This is a genomic window from Hymenobacter sp. 102, from assembly GCF_049949205.1.
In the GTDB taxonomy this organism is placed as follows: Bacteria; Bacteroidota; Bacteroidia; order Cytophagales; family Hymenobacteraceae; genus Hymenobacter.
In genome coordinates this window covers 2,282,776-2,300,555 of record NZ_CP188172.1, presented here as the reverse complement: position 1 = coordinate 2,300,555, position 17,780 = coordinate 2,282,776, and the positions used below count along the sequence as shown (strand labels likewise).

Here is a 17,780-nt window from a genome sequence, read left to right as displayed (position 1 = left end):
GTAAAGAGCAAGGAAGCAAGATGGGGCAAAATCTGCCCGCGGCAAAGGTACACCCCCCCGCCCGGATAGAAAAAGCCCCGCGCCGGAAGCCGGTACGGGGCTGATATGGTAGCAGCTACTATTGTGGAGGTTTGAAATACCGCTACTGCAGCGGAATTTCCCGGAAGGTGCCGTAGCATTTCACGTCGCAGAGACGGCGTGGGTCGGAGTAAGAGCCGGTAGCCAGGAACTGAAACGGGTCCCGTATCTGCCGGATAGTGAACGTGTACGAGCCACTCAGCAGCTTGCGGCTGGCGTTGTAGTCCGAGATGGTAAAGCTACCTTGCATTACGGACGTATTGCCGGAGTACTTATTGGCGAAAGAACCGGTGCCGGAGAAAGGCCGCTCGTAGGTCGCCTGCACTTCGCCTTGGCCGGGGTCAGGCTGCGACGACAACGTGTAAGTGCCCACCAAACCGGACTTCTGGCGACTCTGGGGTAGCAGAAATTCTATTCGTTCATCTGTGGTTACGGCGTACTGCCGGAGTTCCTTCTCGAAAGTCAGGCTTAGTCGGCTGGATTCCAGCTTGCCTTTGGGGTCTTTGGCCAGAAACGTCTGGCCCTTGCTTTCGTTCGGGTAGGTATACACGAAGTTCACATTGGCCTCCTGCACCGGTGTGGGTTCGGCGGGCATCGGGTTAGGTTGCTTTTCGTCGTCTTTCTGACAGCTGGCCAGAGCTAGCAGGCTGAGGCTGGAGAGGATAAGTAGTGGTTTGCGCATCATAGCGATAAGGATGAAAAGAGAACTGAACAGTGCAGCCAAAACAAACGGTATGCCAGCTCAGCTTATAAAAGTTCCACTATCAAGACGGAGCGTTTGTATGATATGCTAATGCATTATAAGCCAGGAATAAAAAATACCCAGCCTGAGCCGGGTACTATATTCAGCAAGGAAACTAGCTGCGCACAATCAGCTTCTGGCCCGGTTTCACGTCATCGGACTGCAGGTGGTTCAGCTCGCGCAGCTTCTCCACCGTGAGGCCTTGGTAGCGGCGGGAGATATTGTAGAGCGTGTCGCCGGGCTGCACCAGGTGCACCTCGGGTAGCGGCGGGCTGGTTTTCGGAGTTGCGGGTGCCGGGCGGGTGGCTGGGCGTTGCGTAGCCACTTCACGGGTGGCGGCTACCAACTCGGCAGTTGGGGCAGGGGCCACCAGTGTGAGCTTTTGCCCCGGCTGCACGGTTTCGCCTTTCAGGTTATTCCATGCCTTAAGTTGGGCAATGGTCAGGTTGTGCGTGCGGGCTACTTTTTCCAGAAAATCACCGGAGCGCACCACGTAGGAAGTCGGAACGGTATCATCTGCTTCGGCGGCGGCGGGAACTGCCTCCACTGGCCGGCGGGTAGCAGGCCGGACTGCCACGGACCGGGCCGCGCGGGCCGCAACAGGTGCTTCTACGGTATCCTCGGCCTCCTTTAGCTCAAGGGTCGGCGTTGCTTTCTGGGAGCGGACAGCCACGGCTGGCTTGGCGGAAGCCACCGTGCCAGCAGCGGAAACGGCTGGTGCCGCAGGCGTGGCCTGGGGCACGAATACCACTAACTGCTTACGTGAAGTTAGCGAGTTGCCACGGCCCAGCTCGTTCCAGCGCCGCAATTGGGCTGTACGTACCGCGTATTGCTCGGCCACCGAGGCCACCGTTTCGCCGCGCTTTACGGTGTGGCGCACGCGCCGGTACTTGGGCTGGGCAGAAACTGGCTTGGCAGCAGCTACGGCCTTGTCCCGGGTAGGAAAGGGTTCTACTCCAGCCAGCAATACGGATTTGGTTGCTAGTGGAGTAGGTAGCTCGGCCAGCGGGCGGCAGTAGTCAAACAGGGTTTCCCGGTCAACGGCGGCCAGCGTAGCGCGGGTAGCCGCCGGGAACTGTACGGTATAGGGTCGGTAGCCGGCCGGTAGGTAAGGCTTGCGCAGCTCCGGGTTCAGGCGCAGCAGTGCCATCGAATCGGGGTAGCCGCAGGCGCGGGCCAGGCGGGTCAGGTCGAAGGGGCGGCCGCCGAGCTGCAGCGTGTCCATAGCCTCGGCATGTTGGTAGCGCAGGGCGGGAGAGTGCAGCTGGTGCTCGTTGGCGTACTTCATGGCGTACATGATGGCCGTGAAGGTGGGCACGTAGTTGCGGGTTTCGGCCGGCAGGTTGGGGTGCACTTCCCAGTAGGTTTTCTTGCCGGTACGGCGCACTACCTTCTGCATGTTGCCCGCCCCCCAGTTGTAGGCCGCCAGCACCATTTCCCAGTCGTGAAATACCCCGTACAGGTAGCGCAGATGCTTGCAGGCGGCTTCCGTGGCTTTCTCGGGGTCCATCCGCTCATCCACCCACTCGTCGCGGCGCAGGCGCAGGTCGTTGGCGGTAGGGCCCATAAACTGCCACAAACCGGTGGCGCCCACTCGGGATTTAGCCGTCGGAATCAATGCCGACTCCACCACGGCCAGGTATTTCAGATCAGTGGGCAGGTTGTACTTGGCCAGGTATTTCTCGAACAGCGGAAAATACAGGTTTTCGCGCTCCAGTACCCGCTGCGTGTAGCCCCGTTGCCGCTCCGTAAACAGCCGCACAAAGGCCATTACGTGGTTATTGAAGGCGTGGGGCATCTCCGTTTCAATACAGGCAATTCGGTCGCCCACTAGGTCGCGCAGCTCGGGCGAAGTACGAAGCCACCGCAGGCGGGCCGAATCGACGGGTACCGGAGTTGCCACCAGCGAGTCGGGCAGCAGCTCCAGGTGTACCTGCAGCGTGTCGTTGAGGGCGGGCTGAGGAGCGGGCGGCAGCTGGGGCCGTACCTGGGCCGCTACCGGGCGGGCCAGGGCCGAGGCCAACAGAACGGGAACAGCAGCGCGCAGCAACGACTTCTTCATCAGCAATAGATAACCCGGGGCAACGTAGCCGGAGACACAAAACGCTGAACCTGAGTCCAGCGCATTTTCAAAAATAACGCAGATTCGCAAAAAAACCAGTCCGGCGTTCAGCAAACTGCCTGGCAGCCCCTACGCACAACTCAGCAGAATCGTTCGGCAGGGCCCGCCAGGCAGGCTGTTAGGCACGCAAATGAAGCCTAGGCTTCGGCGGGCGCAAGGGTTTCGGTGAGGGCGTTGGCGAAGGCCAGCAGGTGCTCCTCGCGGAAGGCCCCGCTCAGAATCTGCAGACCGATGGGCAACCCCTGGGCATCCGTACCATTCGGTACCGAAATAGCCGGTACGCCCGCCAGGGAGGCCTGCACCGTGAAGATATCGGCCAAGTACATAGCCAGTGTGTCCTTATTCACGTCGCCAATGCGGAAGGCCGTGGTGGGCGTGGTGGGCAGCACCAGGAAGTCATACTCACGCAGCAGCTCGTCGGTGGTTTCCTTGATGAGGCGACGCACTTTTTGGGCTTTGGTATAGTACGCGTCGTAGTAGCTGGCACTCAGTACAAAGGTGCCCAGCATAATGCGGCGCTGCACCTCGGGGCCGAAGCCCTGGGCGCGGGTTTTCTTGTACAACGACTCCAGGTCCGTGGCATCCGGCGCGCGGTAGCCAAACTTCACGCCGTCGTAGCGGCTCAGGTTGGAGCTGGCTTCGGCCGTGGTCAGGATGTAGTACGTGGGTACAATGTAATCGAGGTAGGGAAACTCCACTGCTTCCACCACGTGCCCCTGGCCGCGCAGCTGCTCTAGAGCCTGCTCCGTAGCGGCCTTAATCTCAGGATTGAGGCCCGGGCGCTCCAGACAGTCCTTGATGTAGCCTACGCGGTAACGCGGGGCCGGCGTGAACTGCTGGCTGTACGCCGGTACGTCGCGCTGGCTTACGGTGCTGTCGAACTGGTCGGCCCCGGCCATTACTTCCAGCAGTAAAGCCGCATCCTCCACCGAACGGGTCAGCGTACCAATCTGGTCGAAGGAAGAAGCGTAGGCAATCAGCCCGTAGCGCGAGATGCGCGAGTACGTGGGCTTGAAACCCACAATCCCGCAAAACGCCGCCGGCTGCCGCACCGAACCACCCGTATCGGAGCCGATTGACGCTAGACACATATCGGCCTGCACGGCCACGGCCGAGCCACCCGATGACCCACCGGGCACCCGCTCGGGGTCAATTTCATTGCGGGCCGGGCCGAAGTACGATGTTTCGTTGGACGCCCCCATGGCAAACTCGTCGCAGTTCTGGCGGCCAATCATAATGGCATCCTCCTCCAGCAAGCGCTGCACGGCCGTACCCGTAAACAGGGACTTAAAGCCGTCCAGGATGTGGCTGCTGCTCTGCAGGGTGTGGCCTTCGTAAGCCAGCACATCCTTCAGGCCTACCACCATACCCGCCAGCTTACCAGCCGTACCGGCCGCCAGCTTGGCATCCACGGCATCGGCCTGGGCCAGGGCCTCATCGGCCCATACTTCCAGAAAGGCGTTGAGGTGTTCTTTGCACCGGATGTTATCCAGGTAATACTCCACGAGCTGACGGCAGGTCGTGGTGCCTGCCGTCAGCTCGTGGCGAACTTCCGTGAGGGAGTTAAAGCGTCTCAAGACGAAATAGAATTTAGTTCAACTGATCGGGGCGGGGGCGCGCTTCGGGGGCGGGCGTTACCGGGGGGGTAATGCCACCATCCATCGGCGGGGCAATAGGAGCGGCGGGTGCTTCGGCTACCGGCGGGGCCTGGTAGGCCGGCTGCTGCTGGTAGGGCTGCTGCTGAAACTGTTGCTGATAAGGCTGCTGGGGCGGCGCACCGGCATTTTCAATCTCGCTGCGGATTTCGCGGGAAGCGTCTTTGAACTCGCGGATGCCTTTGCCCAGGCCGCGGGCCAGCTCCGGAATCTTATTCGCACCGAAGAAAATCAGGATGAACAGCACGATGACCATTAGCTCACCGCCGCCGATACCTTCCAGAAACAAAAAAAGTGGCGTGTGCATAATGGTACAGGTTAAACGCGGGGAGCGTTGGGGTCGTTGGGGTTAACGGGACGGTCCCGGAACTCCGGTTTTTCGTCGCGGGAAGCATCCTTAAATTCACGGATGCCCTGACCCATGCCCCGGAACAGCTCCGGAATGCGCTTGGCGCCGAAAAGTAGAATGACAGCCAGTACAATCAGCAGCACTTCGGTGCCGCCGAAATTACCGATACCAAGCAAAAGAGTGGCAAGGTTCATAGAATGCAGGCCGTGAGGCCAGGTTTGGGATGGTAAAGCTCCTTATACGGGTCTGGCAACCCATTAGGATTGATAAAGGTACCGCATAATTTGAAAATCAGTTCCCGCCTGGGTGCGCGGCTGGCGGCAAGAGCGCAGGCAAGGGCAGTATTCGAACCAGCAAACCCGAACATTAGGCGGGTAAATGTACAGATTCAGCGGCGGCGGTACCGCAGTACGCTTACTTCTCCACAATTTTGATAGTCAGGAGCCCATTAAGCTTACTTCTCCTTTTATTCTTTCTGCATCTCAATGTCGCCTAAATCCTTTGCCGCTCCTGCTCGCTCCAAACCGGCTGCCCGGCGTGCCGATGAGGCTGCGCGGGTAAAAGCCCTTGAGCAATACCAGATTATGGATACCCCGCCAGAGTCGGTGTTTGATGATCTGGTGCGGCTGGCCGGCTTCATCTGCGGCACGCCTATCTCGCTGATTTCATTGCTGAATGGGGAGAGGCAGTGGCTTAAGGCACAGTCGGGGCTGACGGAAGTGGGTAGTACGCCCCGCAGCGAAGCATTCTGTCAGTACACCATTCAGGGTACTGAGCTGCTGGAAGTGGAAGATGCGCTCCAAGACCCGCTGTTTCAAAACCACGCCATGGTTACCGGCGACCCGCACATCCGGTTTTACGCCGGGTATCCGCTCATCACGCCCGAGGGGCACGCGCTGGGGGCCATCTGCGCCATTGATCAGGTGCCGCGCCGGCTCACTGCGGAGCAACGGGAAGCCCTACGAATTCTGGCCCGTGAAGTGGTGGCACACCTAGAACTGCGGCGGGCCAAAATTCAACTGCAAGAAGAAAAAACAAAACTAGAAGGGCTGCTGCGTATGGCCAATGATACTGCTGAGTCGTTGTACCTGAACGGCGGACAGAACGAAATTTTTATCAAGCAGGACCACAAGCTACTGCGGGTAAAAACCACTGATATCCGCTACGTGGAGGCCCTTGGCGACTACGTGAACATCTACTCCGGACGGGAACGGTACACCGTGTACAGCACCATGAAGGAACTGGAGGCCAAGCTACCCGCCCGGGAATTTGCCCGGGTGCACCGCAAATACATTGTGCGCCTCGACCGGATTATCTCCATTGAGAGTGATGCGCTGATTGTGGAGGCTGGTCGTGGCTTTGAGCAGGCTAGCAGCCTGCTGCCCGTGCCCATCGGCAACTCATATAAAGCTGCGCTTCTGGGACGGCTGAACCTCATCTAGGCGCTCGGCTGAGATAAGCGGTATCCGGATTTAGACAATTCACCGAGGGAAAAAACTGATTCGGCGAATTTGGACAATCAACTGCTGTTGTGCCGCGTATCTTTGAAACGGTTATCGGGGATTAACTCCGGAAGTAGCGGCTGCCCTACGTGGCTGAATGGCTTCCGGGGGAGGGATTCTGGTAGCTAAGTTTGTTTTCATAGCTCAGAAAGACACCGCGCCTTGCACGGTGTTTTTTTATGCCTTCGTGCGCCAAAACCGCCTTATTTGCGGCCCAACCAGTTTTCCGGATTCAGGTTGGAGCTATTGTGCCACACCTGAAACTGTACTTCGGAAGTACCCTCGGCATCGGTGGATACCGTGCCGATAGCCTGCCGGGCCTGCACCTGCTGCCCTTCGCTCACGCCTACGCTGCGTAATTTGGCATATACCGTGAAATAGTCGCCGTGCTGCACCATTACAATGGTGCCCATGCCGGGTACACTGGCCACCGTGAGCACCTTGCCATTGAATACGGCTCGTACCGGCTCGCCGGCACTGGTTTGAATATCCACGCCCCGGTTTTCCACCACCACATTTTTCAGTACGGGGTGGTTATGGCGGCCGAAGCGCTGACTGATAAAGCCCCGCCCCACGGGCCAGGGCAGCCGGCCCCGGTTATCGTGGAAGGAAGAAGCCAGCTCGGCCGTTTCGGGCGTGAGCGTAACCTTATCCACGCGCTCCGCCGCCGATACGGCCGCGGCTTCCGCCTCGGCCGTGGGGCTGGTGCGTGTGGTAGCGGCCGGACTGCGCGACGGGGCGGAAGCTGCTGAGGCCCGCGCGGCATTGGCGGCGGCGCGCCGGGCGGCAGCCCGTGCGGCGCGGGCAATTTCCTCCCGTACCCGCTGGGCAATCAGGTTATCGAGGCGGCTAACGGCCTGCTGGCGGGCGGCCAGCTCCTTACGCAGGTTTTCCTCCTGCTGGGTGAGCTTGGTTACTACCTGGTCCTGCTGGGTTTTTAGCGTGAGCAGGTTTTTTTTCTCTGAAATCTGGTTGCTGAGCAGGCTGCCTTTCTCCTCTTGCTTTTCCTTCAGCCCCGCCAGCTGTGAACTGAGCCGCTGCTGCGTGTGGGTAATCTGGGCGGCCTGGGCCTGGCGCACCTCTGTATACTGCCGGATGTAGCGCAGCCGCAGCATAAACTGGTTGAACGACTCAGAAGCGAATAGAAACATGAGCCGATTGTAGCCGTTGGCCGTTTTGGAGCCGGCATAAATCAGGCGGGCATATTCGGCCTTGAGCTGCTCCAGGCTCTGGCGCGTCTGCTGCACCTGGGTTTCCGTCTGGCGCACATCAGTTTCAATGTAGCGCAACTCGCTGCTAATGTTTTTGATGACGCCCTGCTGCACCGTCAGCTTTTCCTTGAGGGCGTTGAGCTGGCCTACCGAAGCCTGCTTCTGCTGTTGGGTCTGGGCCAGAATGCGGCTGGTTTCCTGAATGCGCTTGAGCGTAGCGCGCCGCTCCCGCTCCAGCTGGGCCTTGGATTTGCGTTGGGCCTGCGCCGGGGAAACCGCCAACAGGCCGGCCAGCACCAGCAGAAGCCACCCGTTACTTTTTCCGCGCATAGCCTTTCGGAACCGAAAACGGAAACTGCAGCCGCTCCTTATCCACATCCACTGAGCGGTAGGTAAGCGTAACAGTGGTTGGCGGTGTCTGGCCCTGTTGCACCTGCACCAGGGTACTGTAGGCAAACTGCTGCGGGTTGCGCTCCAGTGGCCGAAAGTCAGAGTAATCTACTGTGAGCTTATTCTGACTGGCCGGAGCCTGCACCTGCAGTTGCTGAATGCGGGCCCGGTCGAGGTGCACGAGCTGCTGTACCAGCAGGCCGGCTTGCTCGTAGTTCACGCGTTGCATGGGTCCCTCGGTCGTTACGGTGGGCTGCACAGTGGCGCTGAGCGGAGCCAGGTAGTTGCCTAACAGCAGGGCCTGCACCATATCAAAATTAACGGGCACGTTCAGCCGCTGGCTCAGGTAGGCAAAGTCGCCGGCGTAATACTCTTTGTGCAGCTTGTCCAGCACCTGCACCGAGTCGCGGGTGATGTAGATGCGGCCACCTTCGATTCCAATCAAAGAGGCCGAAATCCAGATAACGCTGTCCTTGCGGATACGCACGTTGATGTTGCCGCTCTGGTCGCCGAACTGGGCCTTGCCTTTGGCTGCCAGAAACCGGAAGTCTACATTGGCGGCGCGCACGGCCTCAGGCATGGGTACCGTGGCGGCCGGTTTCTTGCCGGGCAGCAGTTTGCGGGTACAGCTGCCCAGCAGCAGAAAGGAGCTTAGCAGCAGCAGCGCGAGGCGGTTACTCATAGAGTCTCTTGTCTTTGATCTTACGGTCGATAAGCAGGGAAGCCCCACCCAGTTTTTTGGCGCGCTGCCATTCCTGCAGCGCCTTATCGGCCTCCCCGAGTTGGAACAGTATGTCGCCGTAATGCTCCACCACGGTGGCATCGGTGGTTGTTTTCAGGGCCTTTTCCAGCTGTTGCCGGGCCCCGGCATAGTCCTTCAGCCGGTACAGCACCCAGCCGTACGTATCCAAATACGTATCGTTGTCGGGATTCTGCTTTACCAGCTTGCCAGCCATTTCCCGGGCCTTCTCTAGCTTTTCGCCCCGCAAAGAAAGGTAGTAGCTGTAATTATTGAGCGCCTGGGCATTGTTGGCGTCAAAGGTGAGGGCCGCCTCGTAGGCCGCATCCGATTTGGGGTAATCCTTCAGTTCGTGGTAAACGTCGCCAAGCTGGGTATCAAACTGCGCCAGCAGCTCCGGGTTATCGGTGGCTAGCTTACGGCCGTACTCCAGGGACTTGATGGCTTTGGCGGGTTGCTTTTTGAGCTGGTAGCCCACGCCGTTGTAAAACCAGAGTGGGGCCTGATTCGGGAACAGTTCCAGCGCCTGGCCGGTATGGGTCAGCAGGGAGTCAATCTGGTTTAGCTCGGCATCAATGAGCACTACCTGCTGCCAGATCTGATAACGGGAGTTATCCAGCCGAATGGCCTGCAGGTAGTTGGCGCGGGCGGCCGGGCGGTTGCCCGTCACCGTCTGGATGTCGCCGGCAATGGAAAAGGCTTTGGCTTCCTTGGGGTGCACGCGGGTAGTAATGGCCGCCAGTTCCTGGGCCGTCTGGTTCAGATCGGGGTTAGGCAACTGCTTGATGTAGTCCACCAGAATCCGCACCTTGTTGTCGATATCCAGGGAAGGACTCTCAAAAGCCAGCTTGAGCTGCCGCTCCGATTCCGGCGTGTTTTTCTGCTGCCGGTACACGTCGGCCAGAATCATGCGGGCCCGGGGGTTGTCGGGGTCCTGTTTCAGGGCCTGCTCGGTTACCCGAATGGCATCAGACAGGCGGTTGTTGGTGGCGTACAGCTGGGCCTGGGCCAGCACATAGCGCACCTCATCAGGGTTGGCGGCAATCAGGGCCTCACCTTCCTGCAATGCTTTATCGAGGTTGTTCTGCTTCAGATAGATCTGCTGCTTCTTGAACGACACCTCATCCAGAGGACCGAACTTCTTTTCAGCCTCTTCAAACGTCGCCAGCGCCTCGTTCAGCTTGCCCTGCGCCAGATACAAATCGGCCAGATTGAACAAATAAGGACCGGAGTTAGGCACAGCCTTGATAAGGGTTGTGTAGGTCTGCGTAGCCTCGGCAAACTGCTTCTGGGAAGCATAAATCTGGGCCAGCAGCAGGTAGTAGTACGCGTTCTGCGGGTCCAGCTTCACGGCTACCAGCGCGAAGTTGGTGGCGTCCTTAAAGTTGCCGCTTAGCAGGTTGGTTTCGGCAATCTTGTAATTGATGGCCGCGTTGGTAGGGTTGATGGCGTAGGCCTTCAAAAACCGCTCCAGCGCTTTGTTGTAATCTTCCAGCAGCAGAAACCGGACGCCATCCACGAAAAATGCCTCGCTCATCTCCCGGTCTTTCTCCGTGAGATTTACCCGCTGCCGGGCTGCGGCATCCAGCGCGGCCCGGCGGGCCAGCTCCTTCCGTTCTTTGCGGTTGAGTTTGCGCGGCTTGCCCTCCTCTGAGGTAGCGGGAGGCGCTGGCTGCTGGGCATAGGCAGGCCCGGCCAGCAGCAGGCTCAGTAGCAGAATAGCAAAGGCACGAAGTCGGCTCATTGAAAACGGTAGCGCGGACCCTACGAAAGGCCCGCGAATTGGAAACAGGTTACCTAACCCCAACACGCTGATGGCCCCCAAAGGTCCGCGCTACGTAAAACGTCAGGCGACGCAAAAATATCACACGCGCAGCGTGTTGTAGTCGCCCACGCTCAAATCGTTGGGTTGGCTGGCTACCGTGGCGTGGCTGCCTACCATGGAGTTGATGATGTTGGCGTGCAGCACGGAGGCCGACTGCTGCACAATGGAATTGGAAACGACGGAATGGCGTACGTTGGTATGGTCGCCCAGACTTACGTGCGGACCTACTACCGAGTCGGTGATGACCACGCCTTCGCCCACGTACACCGGTGGAATCAGTACGGAGTTGGTCACCCTGGCGGATTCCGCTACCAGTGTTTCGCCGCGCTCCTGCAGGTACTCCAGGTAGCGCTGGTTGGTAAATACGGTGGCGTCTTTGTTGCCACAGTCAAGCCACTCGGTTACGCGGCCGGGCACAAACTTGGTGCCCTTGTTTTTCATATTCTCCAGGGCATTGGTGAGCTGGTACTCGCCCTTATCCTTGATGTCGTTATCGAGCAGGTACTGCAGCTCCTGGCGCAGGTACTCACCATCCTTGAAGTAGTAGATACCGATGATGGCCAAGTCGGATACAAATTCCTGAGGCTTCTCCACGAAATCGGTAATCTGACCCTGCTCATCCAGCTTCACCACGCCAAAAGGCTTGGGGTCGTCCACGCGCTGCACCCAGATGGTGCCCTCGGCCGAGGCGTCCAAGATAAAATCAGCTTTGAATAGCGTATCGGCAAACGCCACAACCACCGGACCATCCAGGGCCGACTGCGCGCACAGGATAGCGTGGGCCGTACCCAGGGGCTCGTCCTGGTAGTGAATGGTGCCCTTGGCCCCCACGGATTCGGCAATCTTAATCAGGCTTTTCTCCACCTCACTGCCAAAGCGGCCGATGATGAAGGCTACTTCCTCAACTGGCTCCCCACACACTTTGGCAATGTCTTCAACCAAGCGGTGTACAATGGGCTTACCGGCAATCGGAATCAGCGGCTTCGGAACGGTGAGCGTGTGAGGGCGCATCCGCTTGCCCATACCGGCCATTGGAACGATAATCTTCATGGGAGGAAAGAAATGATGAGTTATGAATTAAGAATGATGAATTAGGGATTGAGAACTAATAAACTGAGAAACAGCCCGTAGAGAAAACAGCCTAGCGCAACTGTTTTCCGGTGTAAGAAAGCTAAAAGCTACTTCTCAATTCATACTTCTTAATTCATAATTCAGATGGTGCCTGTGCTGCCGTAGCCGCCGGTACCCCGTTGAGTTTCGCTAAGTACCTCGGCCGGCTGCCACACAATAGTTTCGTGGCGGGCTACTACCAACTGCGCTACCCGCTCCCCATCCTGGACCACAAACTCCTGGTCCGACAAATTCACGAGCAGCACTTGTAGCTCGCCACGGTAGTCGGCATCAATGGTGCCGGGGCTGTTAACGATGCCGATGCCGTGCTTGTAGGCCAGGCCACTGCGCGGGCGCACCTGCGCTTCATAGCCCACCGGAATTTCCAGAAACAGGCCCGTTGGGATGAGGGCGCGTTGCAGGGGCTTCAACGTAACCGGCTCCGGGAGGTTGGCCCGCACATCGAGGCCGGCGGCGTGGGCCGTCTGGTATTCCGGCAAGGGGTGCTTGCTGCGGTTGATAACGGGAATTTGCATGAAGAAAAGGAAGTCAGGGAGTTGCAGCGGAATAAGGTGCCGCACCCCAACCGGAAGCGGCGCGCAGGCTTGCCGTATTCAGGGAGAAAACAGGAGAATTCCAGCAGATAAAACCTGCTGAAGCGGGCCCAATCTAGCGGTTTTTTACGGTATCCGCAGCATGGGGGCGCCCGCTAAATGGTGCGCAGGCGGCGGCCTTCCACCGCCGCTACCAGCCCAATAAAGCCCAGCGTAAGCAGCGCGTGGAAGCCGTAGCGGGCCCAGCCAGCGGCCACCGGCGCCCACCAGCTAACGGCCACCACGCCCACGGCCACGGCCAGCCACGTGAGCAGGCGGCCCACCGGGTAGGGCACCGGGTAGTGCCGCTCGCCCAGCCACCAGCACAAAGCCGCCATCATAAAGTAGCAGGCCAGCGTAGCAATAGCCGAGCCCATGTAGCCCAGCAGCGGAATCAGCAGGAAATTGAGGACCACCGTGAGCACCGCGCCGGCAAAGCCCAGGTAGGTGCCGTAGTAAGTTTTGTCGGTGAGCTTAAACCACACCGAGAGGTTCCAGTACACGCCCAGAAACAGGTAAGCCAGCAGCAGCACGGGCACCACGGCCAGGCCCTGCAGGTATTCCGGCCGCTGCAGAAAAACGCTGGCTACGATATCCAGATTCACGCTCACGCCCACAAATAGCATAGCGCAGCACAGCGTAAACCACTTCAGTACGAGGGCAAAGGTGCGGGGCGAGTTTTTCTCCGTACTCTGAGCGAAAAAGAACGGCTCGGCGGCGTATTTAAAGGCCTGAATCACCAGGTTCATCAGCACACTGATTTTGTAGCAGGCTCCGTAGATGCCCAGGGCCGCCTGCTTGCTTTGGCCGGGGTAAAAGCCATCCGGCAGCCACTTGGGTAGGATTGTCCGGTCCAGCATCTCGTTTACGGTGCCAGCCAGGCCCATCAGCAAAATCGGGTACGCGTATTGCAGCATGGGCCGCAGGGGCTCCAGGTTCAGGCGGAAGCGGAAATCCAGCAGCTCCCGGCCCAGCAATAGTAAGGTACAGGCCGAAGCCGCCAAGTTGGAGAGGAATATGTACCCGATGCCCATGGTGGGATTGTAGATGCTGGCTACCAGCGGCTGCAGCCCCACCAGGTACTTGCCCGCCAGCACTTCGGGGCAGAGCACGATGAAAAACAGGTTCAGGCCTACGTTGACGGCAATGTTGGCCAAGCGGATGGCAGCAAACTTACGAGCCTTGTTTTCCAGCCGCAGCCGGGCAAACGGAATAGCCGCCACGGCATCCAGCCCCAGAATCAGGGCAATCCAGACGGCGTACCGCTCGTGGCCGGGGGGCAGGTCCAGCAGGCTCATCAGGAGGCGGGCCAGGGCGGCCAGCACGGCCGTCAGCACCACGCTGGAGAGCAGCAGCAGGGTCATCACCCGGTCATACAACTCGTGCCGGTCGGTGCCGGGGCGGTTGGCGAAGCGGAAATACGTGGTTTCCATGCCGTAGGTAAACGCCACGTTCAGAAACGCCACGTAGGCGTACAAGCCCGTTACGATACCATATTCCGCCGCCGCAAAACGGGCCGTGTACACCGGCACCAAGAAGGTGTTCAGTACGCGGCCCACAATGCTGCTCAAGCCATAAATGGCCGTTTGCGACGCCAGCCGCTTGGCAATACTCATCTGGAATGCGTAGAAATGAAGAACTAAAAGTCAGAATTGGCCGGGTAAGCACACGAAATTCGGCGGACGAGCAGCGCAGGCTGGCTTATCCACCGAATTCTACGGGTTCTTACTCGCGGGTTATTTTCCGGTAAACGCCGCTGTGCGCTTCTCCAGGAAAGCGGAGGTGCCCTCGCGGAAGTCGGCCGAGGTGAAGCACCGCCCGAACGACTCCGCCTCGGCCTGGTACCCGTCCCGGTCTTTATCAAAGTAGGCATTCACGGCATCAAGGCACAGGCCCACGGCAATGGGGGCTTTGGTGAGGATGCGCTGCAACAGCTGCCGCGTGAAGGACAGCAGCTCGGCCTGGGGAACTACGTGGTTTACCAAACCCAGGCGTAGGGCTTCTTCGGCTTTAATCATGTCGGCAGTCAGCAGCAACTCAATGGCTTTGCCTTTACCGATCAGCTGGGTAAGGCGCTGGGTACCTCCGTAGCCCGGCAGCAGGCCCAGGTTCACTTCGGGCTGACCAAAGCGGGCGTTGTCGGCGGCAATACGCAGGTGGCAGGCCATGGCCAGCTCGCAGCCTCCGCCCAACGCGAAGCCGTTGACGGCGGCAATAACCGGCTTGCGGCTTTCCTCAATCAGCCGGAAGGCCTGCTGGCCCTGCTCGGCTGCCCGGCGGGCGGCTGCCTCATCCAGCTGCGTCAGCTCGGCAATATCGGCCCCGGCCACAAATGATTTTTCCCCGCTGCCCGTCAGGATAATGCCGCGCACGGCGGGGTCCTGCTGGGCCTGCTCCACGGCCGCCCGGATTTCCTGAATAGTGGCCGCGTTGAGGGCGTTCAGCTTATCGGGGCGGTTTACGGTGAGGGTCAGAATACCGGTTTCGGACTCAACCTGGTACAGTACATTGGTGAAGGTGGTCATGCGGGAAGCGTTGGAGAGGTGGAATACTGTGCCGGTAAAGATACTGGGAATTGCGCCGCGCCCCGGCTCATCGGGTAAAGTCCGGATTGAACGCGTCAGGACCAGTAGTTGTCGAAACCCGTCCCCGGCCCCATGCCAGTCGCTGCATATTTGCCGGCAGTAACCAAACGTTGGCAGCGGAAGCGGAAAAATCTATATTTAACCGCAAGTATCTACAGCTCTCACCTTCAAACACTTCCAAAACATGGGTTTCGTTTCCGAATTCAAAGAGTTTATCTCCAAAGGCAATGTGCTCGACTTGGCCGTCGGCGTCATCATCGGTGGGGCTTTTGGCAAAATTGTTTCATCCCTGACGGATGACATCATTATGCCTATCCTGAGCCTATTCACCAACAATATTGATTTCAAAGAGAAGTTCTTTGCGCTAAACGGGCAGCACTACGAGAGCTTAAAAGCAGCGCAGGATGCCAAAGCGGCTGTTGTGAGTTATGGCAATTTTCTGAATGCGGTTATATATTTCCTGATTATTGCTTTCGTGATTTTCTGGGTTGTAAAGCTCGCCAACCGCTTTAAGCGGCCCCAGGAGGTGATACCCGTGGCCGACCTCGGCCCCACTAAAGACCAGCAGCTGCTGATGGAAATCCGGGATGCGCTGCGCACGCGCGGCTAACCGCAACAGGCTGTATGTTTGGCCGGCTTTTGTCCCTGGCAGGGCAGGAGCCGGCCTTTTTGTTTACTGTTGCTACACTCTGGTATGTCCGCACGGATTACTGCTCTGGTTATCTTTTTCACTGGCCTCAATGCGGCTGCCTTTGCTCAGGCTGACGACCCGCGCCGCCCCCCGGCCCCGCTGCCGGCGTATAAAATATCTGCGGAGGTGGATACGGTCCGGGGCTGGCGGCGCGGGGGCGCCGGTACACTCAATTTCAGCCAGGTGAGTTTGCGTAACTGGGCCCCCGGTGGGCAAAGCTCCCTGTCGTTATTGTCCACGGGCAACATGTACCTGCACTACCGGGGCGCCGAACACACCTTCGACCTGTCCGGTAACCTGGTGTACGGCCTGCTGAAGGCGGGTAAATCCCGCCTGCGCAAAAATGATGATCGGCTGGAACTGAACGGCCGCTACGCCCGGCAGTTCACCACCACGCTCTCGTACGCCGCCCAGATAAACCTGAAAACGCAGCTAACCCCCACCAAAGCCCCCGAAAAACCAGACTCGCTGCTGTCCCGCTTTTTCGCCCCGGCCTATATTCTGGCCTCATTGGGCGTGGAGTACAAACCGAATACCGATTTCTCTATATTACTGTCCCCGGCCACTGGTAAGTTTACCGTGGTAGCCGATCAGCAACTGGCCGATGCCGGCTCCTTTGGAGTGCGGGGTGCCCGCCGCGACACGGCCGGGCAGTTGCTGCCGGGCACCGGGCAGCGGCTGCGCGAGGAGCTGGGAGCTTACCTCAACGCCCGCTACCGGCACGTACTATTCACCAACATCACCTACAACACCCGCCTGGAGCTGTTCAGTAACTACTTTCACAATCCGCAGAACATCGACGTCAGTTGGGAAAACCTCCTCGACTTCAAAGTAAATAAGTACGTAAGCGCCAGCGTTACGACCCTGCTCATCTACGACGACGACATCCGGGTGCCCCTGGACCGCAACGAAGACGGGGTGCCCGATGATCGGGGGCGGCGGGTACAGTTCAAGGAAACACTTGGTATCGGGCTGACTTACAAGTTTTAATTGAAATCGAACTAACTTTGCCAACCACCCGTTGGCCGCATACATTCTGGCATTATATGTGCCTTTATGGCCCTGTCTTTTGCTCCTTTTCTGCTCTATGAAGAAGTTTCTCTCCGTTGTGGTAGTTGCCGCCGCCGGGGTCCTGCTGGCCCCGGCCGCCCAGGCGCAAAGTACCCTGTCTGGCGAATCCATCGGCCAGCCCCGCCGCACCGAGGAGGCGCCGCGCAAAAAGCAGAAGAGCCGCAGCAATGATGTGGCCCGGATGCAGCGCCGCATGAGCATGAACCCCGATGAGGCCAAGCGCGACCAGCAAATGGAAGTGTTGGAAGCTCGCTCGGGTATGGGCACCGCCAACACCAGCTTTGGGCGGGCCGCCGGGCCGGCAAGGCAGTTCGAGAAAGGAGCCGGGGGCTTCACCGTGCGTAAGTTCAAGGACAACCGCATTGGCACGGCCCGGCAGAAGCGCGGCCAGACCCGGCCGGCCGGCTTTGTTGATCCCAAAGGCAAGCCGCTGAGCCACAAAAAGAAAAAGCACTTCCTGTTTTTCTAAGCTCTCACTTTCTTGTCCAGTAGCAACCTGATCAGTTGGTTGCCGGTACGACCCGTAAAAAAAGCCCCGGCGCAACGCTCCGGGGCTTTTTGATCTTCAGCAGTATCGGGGCCACCGTTCGCCCCCGATGCAGCCGAAGAAGAGGAAGCAGCAGGCAGTGCTGACAAAAACTATAGTGGCGGAGATGGACCGTCGGGTGATGTAGCCTGAATACCTTCGGCGCTGATGTGAGTGCGGCTGTACCTGCAGCTGCACAAAAGGCCTTTCGGTGCACCGAATGCGGGTAGTAAATTCCGGGTGTTACGTGCTGGCCCCGTAGCTTCTGGTCAAGCCAGAAGCTCCTCGTAAACTCATTCTTTACCCCGATTCATTGCCGCTGCCGCGGCTTATTCACAACCACTCATGCACTTAGCCCTGCGTTTATCCAGACAGCGGCTACCCTCCACGAATGTACTGCTGCACGCAGCCGTATTCTGAAACGTCTGGCTTGACTCCGGCCCCACATGTCCGGTGTGTATGGCCCTTCGCTACCGGTACATAAGCTATTCTATCCTTCTCCCTCCGGTGCGAAGTCGGGACGTTACCAGTGGTCGGCAAATGCTTGACTTTGGGCTCTTATCCCTATTGTGTGAATAGAGTTATTGTCCG

16 protein-coding genes are annotated in these 17,780 nt (G+C 58.8%); 4 read left to right on the top strand and 12 right to left on the bottom strand.

Going from position 1 to position 17,780, the window contains the following annotated elements; translation table 11 throughout:
• Positions 1-142 precede the first annotated feature (142 nt).
• The 5 genes from ACN19L_RS09920 to ACN19L_RS09900 all read right to left on the bottom strand — a co-directional run bounded on the left by ACN19L_RS09920 (position 143) and on the right by ACN19L_RS09900 (position 5,140).
• Positions 143-763, bottom strand: a complete 621-nt coding sequence (locus ACN19L_RS09920) for a hypothetical protein (protein ID WP_426493324.1) — start codon at positions 761-763, stop codon at positions 143-145.
• A 172-nt stretch (positions 764-935) separates the two neighbouring features.
• Positions 936-2,882: a LysM peptidoglycan-binding domain-containing protein gene (locus ACN19L_RS09915; protein ID WP_426493323.1), complete on the bottom strand. Its 1,947-nt coding sequence runs from the start codon at positions 2,880-2,882 to the stop codon at positions 936-938.
• Between the two features lie 197 nt (positions 2,883-3,079).
• Positions 3,080-4,519, bottom strand: coding sequence for an Asp-tRNA(Asn)/Glu-tRNA(Gln) amidotransferase subunit GatA (gatA, locus tag ACN19L_RS09910; RefSeq protein WP_426493322.1), 1,440 nt, complete (start codon positions 4,517-4,519; stop codon positions 3,080-3,082).
• A gap of 13 nt (positions 4,520-4,532) precedes the next feature.
• Complete coding sequence (locus ACN19L_RS09905; protein ID WP_426493321.1) at positions 4,533-4,904, bottom strand: Sec-independent protein translocase subunit TatA/TatB; 372 nt, start codon at positions 4,902-4,904, stop codon at positions 4,533-4,535.
• Positions 4,905-4,915: 11 nt separating this feature from the next.
• Positions 4,916-5,140 (bottom strand): Sec-independent protein translocase subunit TatA/TatB, encoded by a 225-nt coding sequence (locus tag ACN19L_RS09900; protein WP_426493320.1) that lies wholly within the window; start codon positions 5,138-5,140, stop codon positions 4,916-4,918.
• Positions 5,141-5,431: 291 nt separating this feature from the next.
• On the opposite strand from ACN19L_RS09900, the gene ACN19L_RS09895 reads away from it, so the two are divergent.
• Entirely contained in the window at positions 5,432-6,388 is a 957-nt protein-coding gene (locus ACN19L_RS09895) for a LytTR family transcriptional regulator DNA-binding domain-containing protein (protein ID WP_426493319.1), read from the top strand.
• A gap of 263 nt (positions 6,389-6,651) precedes the next feature.
• Here the strand turns inward: ACN19L_RS09895 and ACN19L_RS09890 are convergent, their stop codons facing one another.
• From ACN19L_RS09890 to ACN19L_RS09860, 7 genes are all read right to left on the bottom strand, one after another.
• Positions 6,652-7,989, bottom strand: a complete 1,338-nt coding sequence (locus tag ACN19L_RS09890) for a murein hydrolase activator EnvC family protein (RefSeq protein ID WP_426493318.1) — start codon at positions 7,987-7,989, stop codon at positions 6,652-6,654.
• Positions 7,973-8,731, bottom strand: coding sequence for a DUF4292 domain-containing protein (locus ACN19L_RS09885; RefSeq protein WP_426493317.1), 759 nt, complete (start codon positions 8,729-8,731; stop codon positions 7,973-7,975). The genes ACN19L_RS09890 and ACN19L_RS09885 overlap by 17 nt, the downstream gene beginning before the upstream one ends.
• Positions 8,724-10,532 (bottom strand): tetratricopeptide repeat protein, encoded by a 1,809-nt coding sequence (locus ACN19L_RS09880; protein WP_426493316.1) that lies wholly within the window; start codon positions 10,530-10,532, stop codon positions 8,724-8,726. Before ACN19L_RS09880 ends, ACN19L_RS09885 begins: the two co-directional genes overlap by 8 nt.
• Positions 10,533-10,652: 120 nt before the next feature.
• Complete coding sequence (locus tag ACN19L_RS09875) at positions 10,653-11,663, bottom strand: sugar nucleotidyltransferase (RefSeq protein ID WP_426493315.1); 1,011 nt, start codon at positions 11,661-11,663, stop codon at positions 10,653-10,655.
• Positions 11,664-11,824: 161 nt separating this feature from the next.
• Positions 11,825-12,259, bottom strand: a complete 435-nt coding sequence (gene dut / locus ACN19L_RS09870; protein WP_426493314.1) for a dUTP diphosphatase — start codon at positions 12,257-12,259, stop codon at positions 11,825-11,827.
• Between the two features lie 173 nt (positions 12,260-12,432).
• Positions 12,433-13,932: a lipopolysaccharide biosynthesis protein gene (locus ACN19L_RS09865; RefSeq protein WP_426493313.1), complete on the bottom strand. Its 1,500-nt coding sequence runs from the start codon at positions 13,930-13,932 to the stop codon at positions 12,433-12,435.
• A 120-nt stretch (positions 13,933-14,052) separates the two neighbouring features.
• Positions 14,053-14,841: an enoyl-CoA hydratase/isomerase family protein gene (locus tag ACN19L_RS09860; RefSeq protein WP_426493312.1), complete on the bottom strand. Its 789-nt coding sequence runs from the start codon at positions 14,839-14,841 to the stop codon at positions 14,053-14,055.
• Positions 14,842-15,085: 244 nt separating this feature from the next.
• Between ACN19L_RS09860 and mscL the strand changes: the two genes are divergently transcribed.
• The 3 genes from mscL (at position 15,086) to ACN19L_RS09845 (ending at position 17,132) form a co-directional block, all read left to right on the top strand.
• On the top strand, positions 15,086-15,511 hold the full coding sequence (gene mscL / locus ACN19L_RS09855; RefSeq protein WP_426493311.1) for a large conductance mechanosensitive channel protein MscL: 426 nt from the start codon (positions 15,086-15,088) through the stop codon (positions 15,509-15,511).
• Between the two features lie 84 nt (positions 15,512-15,595).
• Complete coding sequence (locus tag ACN19L_RS09850) at positions 15,596-16,582, top strand: DUF3078 domain-containing protein (RefSeq protein WP_426493310.1); 987 nt, start codon at positions 15,596-15,598, stop codon at positions 16,580-16,582.
• 97 nt (positions 16,583-16,679) lie between these two features.
• Positions 16,680-17,132, top strand: coding sequence for a hypothetical protein (locus ACN19L_RS09845; protein ID WP_426493309.1), 453 nt, complete (start codon positions 16,680-16,682; stop codon positions 17,130-17,132).
• Positions 17,133-17,780 lie beyond the last annotated feature (648 nt).